9 protein-coding genes and 1 pseudogene are annotated in these 12,805 nt (G+C 73.9%); 5 read left to right on the top strand and 5 right to left on the bottom strand.

Features of this window, described 5'->3' with window-relative positions:
* Positions 1-231: 231 nt before the first annotated feature.
* The gene (locus tag ABZS80_RS10350) at positions 232-6,027 is read right to left on the bottom strand and encodes a TIR domain-containing protein (protein WP_355055442.1); all 5,796 of its coding nucleotides are present in this window, start codon (positions 6,025-6,027) and stop codon (positions 232-234) included.
* A gap of 107 nt (positions 6,028-6,134) precedes the next feature.
* Here ABZS80_RS10350 and ABZS80_RS10345 point away from each other — a divergent pair, with 107 nt between their 5' ends.
* The gene (locus tag ABZS80_RS10345) at positions 6,135-7,367 is read left to right on the top strand and encodes an SLC13 family permease (RefSeq protein WP_355055441.1); all 1,233 of its coding nucleotides are present in this window, start codon (positions 6,135-6,137) and stop codon (positions 7,365-7,367) included.
* A 68-nt stretch (positions 7,368-7,435) separates the two neighbouring features.
* Here the strand turns inward: ABZS80_RS10345 and ABZS80_RS10340 are convergent.
* A pseudogene (locus tag ABZS80_RS10340) lies at positions 7,436-7,555 on the bottom strand (winged helix-turn-helix transcriptional regulator); the annotation flags it as partial.
* Between the two features lie 92 nt (positions 7,556-7,647).
* On the opposite strand from ABZS80_RS10340, the gene ABZS80_RS10335 reads away from it, so the two are divergent.
* The 3 genes from ABZS80_RS10335 (at position 7,648) to ABZS80_RS10325 (ending at position 9,791) form a co-directional block, all read left to right on the top strand.
* Positions 7,648-8,439, top strand: a complete 792-nt coding sequence (locus ABZS80_RS10335) for an SDR family oxidoreductase (protein ID WP_355055440.1) — start codon at positions 7,648-7,650, stop codon at positions 8,437-8,439.
* A gap of 28 nt (positions 8,440-8,467) precedes the next feature.
* Entirely contained in the window at positions 8,468-8,791 is a 324-nt protein-coding gene (locus tag ABZS80_RS10330; protein WP_355055439.1) for a nuclear transport factor 2 family protein, read from the top strand.
* Between the two features lie 100 nt (positions 8,792-8,891).
* Positions 8,892-9,791 (top strand): GNAT family N-acetyltransferase, encoded by a 900-nt coding sequence (locus tag ABZS80_RS10325; protein WP_355055438.1) that lies wholly within the window; start codon positions 8,892-8,894, stop codon positions 9,789-9,791.
* Positions 9,792-9,994: 203 nt separating this feature from the next.
* Here the strand turns inward: ABZS80_RS10325 and ABZS80_RS10320 are convergent, their stop codons facing one another.
* The 3 genes from ABZS80_RS10320 to ABZS80_RS10310 all read right to left on the bottom strand — a co-directional run bounded on the left by ABZS80_RS10320 (position 9,995) and on the right by ABZS80_RS10310 (position 11,191).
* Positions 9,995-10,633, bottom strand: coding sequence for a M23 family metallopeptidase (locus ABZS80_RS10320; protein WP_355055437.1), 639 nt, complete (start codon positions 10,631-10,633; stop codon positions 9,995-9,997).
* An 85-nt stretch (positions 10,634-10,718) separates the two neighbouring features.
* Complete coding sequence (locus ABZS80_RS10315) at positions 10,719-10,898, bottom strand: hypothetical protein (RefSeq protein WP_355055436.1); 180 nt, start codon at positions 10,896-10,898, stop codon at positions 10,719-10,721.
* Positions 10,895-11,191 carry a hypothetical protein gene (locus ABZS80_RS10310; protein WP_355055435.1) on the bottom strand — a complete coding sequence of 99 codons (297 nt, stop codon included), beginning with the start codon at positions 11,189-11,191 and terminating at the stop codon, positions 10,895-10,897. Before ABZS80_RS10310 ends, ABZS80_RS10315 begins: the two co-directional genes overlap by 4 nt.
* Before the next feature lie 299 nt (positions 11,192-11,490).
* On the opposite strand from ABZS80_RS10310, the gene ABZS80_RS10305 reads away from it, so the two are divergent.
* Positions 11,491-12,714, top strand: coding sequence for a helix-turn-helix transcriptional regulator (locus ABZS80_RS10305; protein WP_355055434.1), 1,224 nt, complete (start codon positions 11,491-11,493; stop codon positions 12,712-12,714).
* The last annotated feature ends 91 nt before the right edge of the window (positions 12,715-12,805 follow it).

Here is a 12,805-nt window from a genome sequence, read left to right as displayed (position 1 = left end):
CTCTTCCTCGATGGCCGTCACCGACGGCGCTGGTCCCGCGCCAGCACATCGATCGCCGAGGAGACTTACAACTTCTGTGTCGAGATCGTGACACAGCGTCAAACTGATCGGTTCGCCTGGCCACGCCGCACGTCCGGACCGGACTGATCGGTCAGCCAGAACCCGCCGGATCGTGTAACGAAACGACCCGCGCCGACGCTGGTGACGGTCACGTCGTGCCGCCGCCGGAGGTCAGAACGGGGCGTCCACGGAGAGCCGCCGCACCTGGGTCAGGTACGGGTCCAGCTCGCCCACCTCGAACCGGCAGGTGCCGATGACGTGCCAGAACTGGCCGCCCGGGTCGCCGTCCAGCTTGTACCGGCCGTCCGGGCTCACCGCCGCCCAGCCGTCGGGCAGCCCGATCAGGGTGGCCCGCAGCTGGGCGTGCTCCGGGTCGGCGACGTCCCACAGTCGCACGGTGCCGTCGTCGCCCGCGCTGGCCAGCAGGCTGCTGTCCGGGCTGAACGCCACCGACCAGACCCGCCGGGTGTGTGCCGCCAGGGTGCCGTGCAGCCGGCCGGTGCCCGGGTCCCAGAGCCGGATGACCAGGTCGTCGCCGGCCGTGGCGAGCAGGTTGCCGCTGGGGCTGAACGCGCAGGACCAGAGCCGGCCGGTGTGCTCGGTGAGCACCGTGCGCCGTTCACCGGTGAGCGCGTCCCAGACCACGGCGACGCCGTCGTTGCTGGCGCTGGCGATCAGCGTCCCGTCGGTGTTGAAGGACACCGCGTAGACCCGGTCGGTGTGGTGTTCGAGGGTGAGCCGGCAGGTCGCGGTGGCCGCGTCCCAGAGCCGGACGAGCTGGTCGTCGCAGCCGGTGGCGATGGTCTCGCCGTCCGGGCTGAACTCCATGGCGCGCACCCGGCCCCGGTGTGGGGTGAGGGTGGCGAAGTGCCGGCCGGTACGCCGGTACCACAGCCGTACGGTGTCGTCGTCGTTGGCGGTGGCGAGGGCGTCGCCGTCGGGGCTGAACGCGGTCGCCCATACGTGGTCGGTGTCCACGTTGAGTTCCCGCTCGTCGAGGCCGGTGTCGGTGTTCCACAGGTGCACGCCGCCGTCGCCGCTCGGCGCGGCGACCAGCGACTCACCCGGGCAGAAGACGGCCGACAGCAGCCGGTCGGCCGGGCTGGCGAGCTGCCGGACCAGCCGGCCGGTGCGCGGCTCCCAGAGCCGGACCACGCCGTCGTTGCCGCAGGCCGCCAGGACCTCGCCGTCGTCCCGGAAGGACAGCGCCGTGACCCGCCGGCCGTGCCCGCGCAGGGTGTGTTGGAGCTGCCCGGAGCGCACGTCCCACAGCCGGGTGGTGCCGTCGTTGCTGCTGGTCGCCACCTGGGCCTGGTCGGGCCGCCAGACCACCGGCCAGACCGAGCCGCGGTGCCGGGTCAGCTCGTGCCGCAGCTGGCCGTCGGCGCTGTCCCAGAGCTGGATCGCCCCGTCGCTGGCGGCGGTGGCCAGGACGCTGCCGTCGCGGTTGAACCGGACGCTGTAGATCGCGCCGCGCTGCCGGCCGAGCACCCGGACCGGGCGGCCGGTCTCCAGCTCCCAGAGCCGCAGCGCGCCGTGGGTGTCGCCGGTCGCCATCAGGGTGCCGTCCGGGTGGATGTCGAGGGCGTACACGTCGGCCTCGTGGCCGCGCGGCTGGCGCAGCAGCTCACCGTCGGTGGCCCGGCGGATCCACACCCGGCCGTGCTGGCCGACCGCGGCCAGCAGCCGGCCGTCCGGGCTGTGCACCACCCGGTAGACCACCTCCGGCTCGCGCACCTCGAAGGCGAGCCGGCCGGAGGGGATGTCCCAGCCCCGCACCACGCCGGCGCTGTCGACCACCACGACCCGCCGGCCGTCCGGGCTGAACGAGGTGCCCCAGATCGGCGCGGCGTGGCCGGGCCACTCCTGCCGCAGCCGGGCCGTCCGGGTGTCGTAGAGCCGGACCACGCCGGCCGCGTCGCCGACCACCAGCCGGCCCCGCGCGCCGTCGGTGAGCAGCGGCCACACCCAGCCGTCGAAGACGTCCTCGATGACGTGCCGCACGTCGCCGTGGTCGGCGTCCCAGAACCGGACGGTGAGGTCGGCCGCACCGGTCACGAGCTGGTGCGAGGCGGCGTCGAAGCGGACCGCGTAGACCCGGCCCCGGTGGCCCTGGAGGGTACGCACCGGCAGCCCGGCCGCCGTGTCGCAGATGAGCACACCACCGTCGTCGCTGCCCACCGCGAGCACCGACCCGTCCGGGCTGTACGCCACCGGCACCGGCAGCCGGCCCACCTCGAAGCCGTACGCCACGCCCACGGCGGGCGGGGCCAGGCCCGGCGCGACCGGCCGGCCCGGGGCGACCACGGCACCGCGCAGCTCCGGCGCGCGCAGCAGCGCCGCGTCGGCGCTCACGTCGATCAGCGCCGTCCGGTGCCAGCTGCTGCCGCTGATCCGGGCGCCACGCAGGTCGGCGCGGAACAGCCGGGCGCCGGCCAGCTCCGCGTCGCGCAGGTCGGCCCCGGCGAGGCGGGCCTGGTCCAGGCGGGCGCCGCGCAGCCGGGCGTGCTCCAGCCGCGCCTCGGTGAGGTTGGTGGCGACCAGCCGGGTGTCGGTGAGGTCGGCGCCGGTCAGGTCCGCCCCGGCGAGCTCCCGGTGGGACAGGTCCTCGCCGCGCAGCACCGCGCCGCGCAGGTCGGCCCGGTCGGGCAGCCGCAGCCGGGCGCTGAGCCGCAGGGCGTTGGCCCGGACCGTCTCGCCGGCCGCCTCGTCGCCCAGCACCCGGGCGGTCCAGGCGGTGCAGCGGGCCGGGTCGGCGAGGTCGCCGAGGAACTCCACGGTCAGCGCGGACAGCGGGCGCACCGCCAGCGCGGCCGGCTCCTCGCCCCGGTTGAGCTGCGCGGCGACGCCCTCGGCGACCAGCCACTCCATCACCGAGGTGTGGATGAACCCGAACAGCCCGTCGTCGGTGCGGACCAGCAGGCTGCCGGCGCCCACCGCGTGGATGGCCTGCGGCCCGGACAGCCGGGAGTCGGCCAGCCCGGCGAGCTGACCGGCGGCCTCGGCCAGCTCGGCCAGCCGCAGGTAGGACTCGCCGCTCTCCCAGAGCTGGAAGGCCAGCCGGCTCACCGCGTGCCACAGCTCGGGCCGGCGCAGGCTCACGGGCGCGCCCGGGATGCCCTGGGTGCGCCGCTCCTCGAAGTCCAGCCAGGACTCCAGGATCTCCCGGTAGAGCGCGGCGGCGCTGAACGTGCCGCCCGCGCCCGCGACCGCGGCCAGCCGCCCCTCGTCGAGGTTGGCGATGAAGCCGAGCATCCGCGGGTTGCGGGAGAGGCCGAGCAGGTCCTTCACCCCGGCCAGCAGGTCCAGGCGCTCGCGGGCGGCCCGCTCGTCGCCGCCGTAGCGGTTTCGCAGGAAGGTCTCGATCTGGCCGGGGGTGAAGTCCTCGATGGCCACCACCCGGCGGTGCGGCAGCAGGCCCACCCGCTCCCCCAGCGCGGTCAGCACCTGCGAGTTGGTCTTGAAGTGCTGGGTCCGGCTGCTCACCACGATCTTCGCGTGGCCCTCGGCCGCCTGGAGCAGCGTCTCCAGGTGGTCGGCCGCCCGGTCGTAGGTCACCCGGGCGACCAGCTCGTCGAAACCGTCGAAGAGCAGCACGATCCGGCCCTGGCGGAGCATGTAGCGGAACGCCTTGAGGTCGATGACCTGCTCGCCGTGGTTGGCCAGGTGCGCGGCCACGAGCCCGTCGACCGAGTGCGCCTTGTCCAGCGCGCGCAGCTCCACCAGGATCGGAATCAGGTCGGGGGCGGCCGTGGGCAGCCGGCGGGCCACCTCGCGCAGCGCGAAGGTCTTGCCCCGGCCGAAGTCGCCGAGCACCAGCACGAACCGGCCGTCCGGCGCGGAGATCAGCTCCAGCAGCTCGTCCACCACGTCCTCGCGGACCCGCTGGTCGGCGCCCACCAGGTGCCGGTAGCGCTGCGGAACGTACTGGCCCGGCGGGTAGAGCCGGTCGGCCTGCAGCCGGGCGGTCTGCGCCGCGACGTAGTCGCGCAGGTCGAGCAGGCCCTGGAACTCGGTCAGGTGCAGCAGCCGCACGCCGCGCCGCTGCGCCGCCTCGGCCAGCCCGCGCGGCACCCGGTCGCCGTCGTAGACCAGCTCGGAGGGGATGTCCGGGTCGGTGGCGTGCACCCGCCGGGCGAAACCGTCGACGTCGGCCGGGGACGGGGTGCCCACGTGCGCCCCGACCCGCTGCTGCCGGACCACCCCGTCCGCCCGGTAGGTGACGTAGAGGTGCGGCGGGTCGGCCTCGACGCGACGGACCACCACCCGGTCGTGGCGCGCCTCGCAGACCTCGGCGAGCCGGTCGAGCAGGCGCTCCAGCGGGGCGGGCGCGGGCACGGCCGGTGACGCGGGCGGGTCCTCGGCGAAGCCCTGGGTGGGCCCCTCCACCACGGTGGGCAGCCGGGGGTCGGGCACCTGGGCCGGGCCCGCCGCGCCGAAGGTCGCGTCGGCACGCGGCCAGCTCAGCCGGGTCGGCTCGCCCACGTCGTGCCGGTCGTCGCGGCCCAGCACCCAGCGGGTCATCCCGTCGGCGCCGAGCCGCAGCACCTGGGCCCGGCCGTCCCGGGAGGCGGTGGCCAGCGGCACCACCGGGTCGACCCGGGGGCCGGGCGCGGCGTCGGCGAGCAGCAGGTTGAGCATCGGACCGACCAGCCGGTTGAACGAGCCGCGGTCGCGCAGCGACACCCCGTCGGACACGGCCACCTCGTCCGCGTACGGGGTGCGCGGGCCGGGGGCGTGCGCCATGGCGCCGAGCCGCAGCCACCCGGACTGCTGGTAGTGACGCAGCCGCTGGGCGAACCAGGTGGACTGGGCCTCGCCGAGGAAGCCGTACCGGTCCTCCTCGCGGTGGGTGATGGCCACGGTGGAGTTCAGCCCGGCCACCACCACCCGCAGGTCGGGCACCGGGAACAGGGTCCACGGCTGCTCGCTGTCGAAGATGCGGTCCTCGAGGCCCTGGTAGAGCTCGTCGAAGAGACGCGCGTAGTGCCGCCATTTCGGCCAGTAGGGCGGCTGCGGGTCGACGTCGTCGGCCTCGCAGGTGGCGAAGTAGGCGCGGCTGGCGGCCATGGTGACGTCACGCGGGCCGGGCACCACGACGAGCCGGTGCGGCTCCAGGCCGAGCAGCACCCGCAGCCCGGTGAGGAAGCTCAGCGCGTCGGAGAACTCCCGGGGACTGCCCGACTCGGTCAGGTTGCCGGCCACCACCAGCAGGTCCGGCCGGGGCACCCCGTCGTTCATCAGCAGGGTGAGGTCGCCCATCAGGTGTTCCTGGAGCTCGCCCGGGGTGACCGGGGCGCCCGGCTCGATCACCCCGCGGCCGAAGCGCGGCCCGGCGACCTGGAGCACGCTCAGGGTGCCGCGCGCCGTCGGCGCGGCCGCCGCGGCCGGCGGGAAGGGCGGCGGGTTGATCGGGGTACGCCGGGCGCGGCGCGGCGCGGGCGCGCCGGTGGCGGGCGCGGCGAGCACCCCGGCCGGGTCGTCGAGGTGGTGCGGGAAGGCGGGCTGCCGCATCGGCTTGGCCCGGCCGTCGAGCGCCTCCCGGATCCGGTCGAGCACCCGGCCCCGCGCCTGCGCCGGATCGCTCACCCCGACCAGGTCGACGTAGGTGATGGTGGCGAGCAGGCCGTCGATCGGGCAGTCCTCGACCCGCACGGTGACCAGCTTGTTGCCGGTGCCGTCCGGGTCGGCGCGCAGCGCCGCCTGCCATTCGAGCTTGCCGTAGGTGGAGTGCAGGTAACGTTCGGACAGCACCGCCACGACCACCTCGGCCTCGCGGACCCCGCGGTCCATGAAGTCGATGAAGTTGGTGCCGGCCACAAAGTCCCATGCCTGGAGCAGGGTGCGGTAGCCGGCCGCCTCGAACTCCCACGCCAGCCAGGTCGCCCAGCGCTCGTCGGCCGGCGAATAGCTGATGAAGAAGTCGATGGGGCGGTCGGACCGGGTCGGGTGCGCGCCTACAGCCACATGGTCATTATGGCCACCGACAGTCAATCCGTGGATACCCTCGGCAGCCGCCGGCCGGTCGCGTCGGGCCGGTCCGGCCGGGCGGGGGTGTGCGAGGATCATGCCTCGTGGAGACCGTGGGCGAGCCGCCGTCCGCCGCGCCGGACCGATCCCGCTGGGGGCGGCTGCACGTCCTGGACTGGATCGCGCTGGGCCTGGCCGTCGTGGGCGTCGTGTGCGTCCTCACCGGACTGCTCCCCCGCGCCGACGCCGAGGCGACCGTACGCCGGATCGCGCCCATCCTGATCTTCATCGGCACGGTGGTGGTGCTGGCCGAGCTGACCGCGGTGGCCGGGGTGTTCGACGCGCTCGCCGCCCGGGTGGCGATCACGGCCCGGGGCAGCTACCGGGCGCTGTTCTGGCTCTGCGTCGGGTTCGCCTCGGTGACCACCATCGCGCTCAACCTGGACACCACGGCCGTCCTGCTCACCCCGGTGATGATCGCCCTGGCCCGCAAGCTGGGAGTGTCGCCGACCCCGCTGGCGATGACCACGGTGTGGCTGGCCAACACGGCGAGCCTGCTGCTGCCGGTGTCCAACCTGACCAACATCCTGGCCAGCGACCGGATCGACCTGGAGCCGGTGCCCTGGGCGGCCCGGATGTGGTGGCCGCAGCTGGTCGCCATCGTGATCACCATGCTGCTGCTGTGGTGGTGGTACTGGCGGCCGGCCCGCGCGGGCGCCGACCCGTTCGTCCCGCCGCCGCCGCACGTGCCGCCGGACCGGGCGCTCTACCGCACCGCGCTCGCGGCCTGCCTGCTCTTCGTCGCCGGGATCCTCGCCGGGGTCGAGATCGGACTCGCCTCCGGGGTGGCCGCCGCGATCCTGGTCGCCGGGTTCGCGGTGCGCGCCCGGGGCAGCCTGCGGCTCGCGCTGGTGCCGTGGCGGCTGCTGGTCTTCGTGACCGGGCTGTTCCTGGTGGTACAGACCATCGGCCGGCACGGCCTGGACACCGTGATGGGCACGCTGATCGGCGCCGACCCGGGCGCGGAGGGCGCGCTGCGGGCCGGCGGCGTCGGCGCGCTCTTCGCCAACGTGGTCAACAACCTGCCCGCGTACGTGGCCGGCGAGGCGGTCATCCCCGCCGACCGGCACACCCAACTGCTCGCGCTGCTGGTCGGCACCAACGTCGGCCCGCTCGCCACGCCGTGGGCCTCGCTGGCGACGCTGATCTGGTACGAGCGCTGCCGGGCCGCCGGGGTGTCCGTGACGCTGGGCCGGTTCGTGGCCACCAGCGCCGCGCTCGCCGTGCTGGCCACCGCGGCCACCGTGGCCGCCCTGCTGCTCGGCCCCGGGTCCTGATCCCGGCGGGGGTCCCTAGCCCCGCTGCCGCTCCGGCGTGACGCCCTCGTAGCGGGCGCGACGATCACCGGCCGCAGGCTGCGGCCCAGCTCGGTGAGGACGTACTCGTACCGGTCCGGGCGGGTCTGGTAGCGGCGGCGCTCCAGCAGGCCGTTGGCGGTGAGGGTCCGGAGCCGGCTGGTCAGCATGCTGGAGTCGAAGCGACTTACTTTCAATTCAGCAGTTACACGATACGACGCCGCCGCGCGTCCGTCCCGCGCTGCCCGAGGAGAGGAGACACATGGCACCGCCCCTGTCCGACCGGGACTCGCTCGCCGGCCGGCGCGCGCTGGTGACCGGCGGCACGAAGGGGGCCGGTTGGGCGATCGCCGAGCGGCTGCGCGAGGCGGGGGCGACGGTCTTCGTGACCGCCCGGAACCTGCCACCGGCCCACCCGTACCCCGATCTGTTCATCACCGCCGACACGGCGACGGTCGACGGCGCGGAGGCCGTCGCCGACCGGCTCTCGGCGGCCGGCGGCGTGGACATCCTGGTGCACGTGGTGGGCGGCTCGCACGCACCCGGCGGCGGGTTCGCCGCCCTGGACGAGGCGACCTGGCTGGAGGAGCTGAACCTCAACCTGCTCGGAGCGGTCCGGCTGGACCGCCGGCTCGTCCCCGCGATGATCGAGGCGCGGCGGGGCGCGATCGTGCACGTCTCGTCGATCCAGCGGCGCAAGCCGCTGCACGAGGCCACCCTGGCGTACGCCGCCGCGAAGTCCGCGCTGACCACCTACAGCAAGGGCCTCGCCAACGAACTCGCCCCGCACGGCATCCGGGTCAACAGCGTGGCGCCCGGGTTCATCCAGACCTCGGCGGCCGACGGGCTGATCGACCGGCTGGCGGCCGCGTCCGGTGTCGACCGCGACGCCGCCCTCGGCCAACTGATGGACAGCCTCGGCGGCATCCCGCTGGGCCGTCCCGCGTACCCGGCCGAGGTCGCCGACCTGGTCGCCTTCCTCGTCTCGGACCGTGCCTCGGCGATCGTCGGCGCCGAACACGTCATCGACGGCGGCACCATCCCGACCGTCTGACCACCCCATCCGCCGCAAGGAGCACCGCATGGACACCGCACCCGCCATCATCCGCCGCTACTTCGCGCTCGCCGGCCAGCCGGACAGGGACGGGTACTTCGCCCTCTTCGCCGACGACGCCATGGTCGAGGACGAGGGGAGGGCCCACCGGGGCATCGCGGAGATCCGCGAGTGGCGCCGCGAGACCCCGCTGGTCTCCTACGAGATCACCGACGTCGAGGACACCCCGGCGGGCACCGTGGTGACCGCCACCATCACCGGCGACTTCCCCGGCAGCCCGTTCGCCGGCCTGCGGTTCCGCTTCGAGGACTACGACGACACCCACATCCGCCGGCTGCGCATCGCCCCCTGACCACCGGCGGGACGTACCCCGCCGCGTCGGTCGGCGGCGGCTCGGGCACCCGGCGGAAATCCGCTACGACCGCGCCCCGGCGGCGGGCTACCGTGCGCGGATGAGCGACGCCCCGACCCTGCACTTCCACACCGACCCGGCCGAGTTCCTCGCCGCGGCCGGCGAGCACCTGGCGGCGGACCCCGTGGTCGGCACGGTCGTGGCCACCGTCGCGCACCGGCAGCTGGCCGGGCGGGCCGACGGGGTCGCGCCGCCCGCGGACGACTGGTGGCTGGTGGTCCGGGACGCCTCCGGCGAGGTCGTGGGCGCCGGGATGCGGACGGCGCCCTTCGCGCCGCGCCCGCCGTTCCTGCTGCCGATGCCCGACGAGGCGGCCGTGGCGCTGGCCCGGGTGTGGCACGAGCGCGGGGAGGAGGTGCGCGCCGTCAACGGCGCGCTTCCGGCGGCGCGGCGGTGCGCCGCCGAGGTGACCCGGCTCGGTGGCGGCCGCGTCGAGGTCGCCCAGCACACCCGGCTGCACGAACTCGGCGACCTGGTGGAACCGGCGCGGGTCCCCGGCGCGTTGACGGTCGCCACCGAGGACGACGTCGACCTGGCCGTCGAGTGGTTCGAGGCGTTCATGGCCGACGCCGACGAGCAGGCGGGCCGCCCGCGCGGGGTCAGCGCGCACGAGACCCCCGACCGCGCCGAGCTGCTGCGCCGGATCCGCGCGGGACGGCTGTGGTTCTGGACCGACGCGGCGGGCCGGAGGGTGCACCTCACCGCCGCCAACCCGCCGTCGTTCGGCGTCGCGCGCATCGGCCCGGTCTACACCCCGCCAGAGCAGCGCGGGCACGGATGGGCCAGCAACTCCGTGGCCGAGGTCTCCGGGCTGCTGCGGGCCGAGGGCGCCCGGGTGTGCCTCTTCACCGACCAGGCCAACCCGACCTCGAACCGGATCTACGCCAACCTCGGCTACCGGCCCGTCGTCGACATGGCCAACCTGGTCATCGTCCCCTGACGCCGACCCGGCACGGCCGGCCCCGCACCCGCGGGACCGGCCGTCGGGCGGGATCAGCCGGCGAGCCACGAGCGCCCGGAAACCAGCGATCAGCGGAGCCAGGTCCTCTCCGGCGTGGTCCCGCAGCGTCCAGTCGGGGCAGGTCGGCACCGGCACGTCGAGGCTGGGCGCGGCGGCGCGGAAGGCGGTCCGGACAGCGATTGTCACCGCCCGCCGGCGGGACAGTTGTTGCTCGTCAGCGTGACGCTGTACTCGGTGTCGTCCTGGGTGATGCCCGAGGGTGAGCCGTCGAACCAGGTCTCGACCTTCTCCCAGCCCCGGTGCTGCTCGTAGTGCAGGTGCGGCGCACCGGAGTTGCCGGTGCTGCCCACCCGCCCGAGCTGCTCGCCGCGGACGACTTTCTGTCCGGCCCGGACCAGCGGCGGTTCGAGCAGGTGCAGGTACTGCGTCTCCCACTTGCCGCCGTGGTCGATCTTCACCCAGTACCCTCCGCCACGGCCGCGCGGACCCTTCGGGTTGTCCGGGGTACGCCCACCCAGCGACCCGTTGATCCCCGCCACGGTGACCGTGCCATCGTGGGACGCGAGCACCGGCCGCCCCCACGCCTCGCCGGCCGTCGGGAACAGGTCGACGTCATAGTCGTCGTGGCCGGGGTAGGTGCCCAGCCGCCAGGTTTCCCCGCAGGGCACGGGAAGCTGGAACGGCGGGCGTGGGCCCGGCGGCAGCAGCAGCGGCACGACGACCACGGCGACGGCGAGAAGGGCTGCGGCCGCGCCGACCGCGAGCCCGACGCGCACCGCCCGGCGCCGGTCGCGGCGTCTGGGTGACTGGCCGGTCGTCATCGCCCCGATCATGGCAGACACCCACCAGACCGCGGACGCCGTTCCGACCCTGCGACCCCTCCCCCGGTCGTGGCCGACGCGCCGGTCAGCCAACGACGACGCGGCGGACCCGCACCTTCGGACGCTCGTTGCGCAGGTGCCGGTGCAGGTGTTGCCGAACCTGCTCGTCCCAGACCTCCTGGTCGTAGTCCGGGTCCGGCGGGATCCACCGGTGCGACCCGTCGCTGTAGTGGAACTTCGCGTCCCCGGCGCGGAGGATGCTCACCGCACCCACCCGAGAAACCGCCGGTGCAGTACACCGGGCGGCAACCAGTGCAGATCGGCGGAGGCGCGGACGAGCTGCGCACCGAGGTAGAGGGCGAGCGACACGGACGCGCCGCGGAACTCGGCCCTCAACTGCTGACGGCGCGTCGCGCACGGCCACGGCCCGGCACAAGCACCACAGCTCCAGATCGGCAACACGGGCTCATGCATGGTCACTCGCGACACCTGGCCCGGCCGATTCCATTCCGCCCACTCGCGCGGGCGGATGGTCCACGGGTCCTGATCGTCGCTCATCTCATGCCTCGCCAGGCCAGTGCCAGCGATTGATCGGGATGCGGTGACGGGCGTGACAGGGCAGTTCGGAACCGCAGCGACAGACCCGCCGCCACCTGCGCCAGCACCACACCGACCGATGTCGATGCGCGAGGGTGAGCGCGACGGCGAGCAGATACTCCTCATACGACACGCGCCGGTCCGACCTACCCCGGTCCGTCACCTTGGGCTGCACCATGAACACATGCTGTAGCGCCGCCGTCCGACGTCCCGGAAAATCCTTCCGGGGTCACGGGCTGTCGGTCGGGGAAGGTGACGACGTGCGCGGACGGATCGACACTCTGACAACCGGCGAACGCGTAGCCTGGTACCGGCGACGGCGCGGCCTGTCCCAGGAAGTGCTGGCCGGGCTGATCGGCCGCACGGCCGACTGGCTGGGCAAGATCGAAAATAATCGCATCGAGCTGGACCGGCTTTCCGTCATCAAGTCGCTGGCTGAGGTGCTGGACGTCTCCCTCGGCGACCTGCTCGGTGAACCGTCGCTCGTGGACAGGACCGGAAGCGGCGGCATCGGCAATGTTCAGGCGCTTCGTGCCGCCCTCCTGAACTATCGCGTCCTTGCTCCGCTTCCCGACACCGTTGCGGCGCGACCGCTGAACGCCCCGCTGCTCTGGCAGGAATTGAGCCGGCTATGGAGCGCCTATCAGGACTCACGATTCCGTTATGTCACCGCCCGTCTGCCGGATCTTCTCCAGCGCAGCCAAGCCGCTGTCGACCATTACGATGGCGCCGAGCAGGATCGGGCCCGCCGAGTGCTCGGCCTCGCGTACCAGCTGGCAGCGACTCAGCTGACAAAGCTCGGGGAAAGGGACCTGGCGTGGATCGCCGCCGATCGTGGCCTGGCCGCCGTCCACGCCACTGGCGACCCTGTTGTCGTTGGTTCCCTGGTCCGCTCGGTCGGTCACGCGCTCCTCGCGATCGGCCGTCATGCGGAGGCGGTACGCCTCACCGAACACGCCGCCGACCATCTGACGCCTCACCTCAGACACCCCACGCCGGCTCTACTCTCCGTCTACGGCACGCTCCACCTGTCCGGCTCGATGGCTGCCGCCAGAGCTGGCGACGCCGCCACCACCCGGGCATTTCTCGCCGAAGCGGGTCAGGCTGCCGCCCGGCTGGGGACCGACGCGAACCACCTCTGGACCGCGTTCGGTCCCACCAACGTCGCCATCCACCGGGTTGCCGCCGCCGCCGAACTCGGCGACATCCAGGTGGCCGTCGAGATCGGCCCAACCGTCGACACCTCGGGCCTGCCGATCGAACGTCGGGTACGGCATGCGCTCGAAGTCGCCCGCGCCTACAGCGCCCGCAATCGACTCGACGACGCCCAGGCAGTCCTCCTCGATGCCGAGCACATGGCGCCGGAGCAGGTCCGTCACCATTTCCTCAGCCGCCAACTCGCCGTCACCTGGATTCGCCAGCAGCGGCGCAGGCCCAGCGCCTCACTGGTTGCTCTGGCTCGACGGCTCGGAGTCCTCGACTGACTGTGAGGCTGGTGGGGTCGGTTCAGCAGTGATGAGCTGATAGCTGGCAGCGGTAGGCGTGACCCTTCGTCTGACTGGCCTTGTGCCTTTG

The sequence above is a fragment of the Micromonospora sp. NPDC005305 genome, from assembly GCF_040607315.1.
In the GTDB taxonomy this organism is placed as follows: domain Bacteria; phylum Actinomycetota; class Actinomycetes; order Mycobacteriales; family Micromonosporaceae; genus Micromonospora.
Note: the sequence above shows the minus strand (reverse complement) of the source record. Positions and strands in the feature narration are given on the sequence as shown.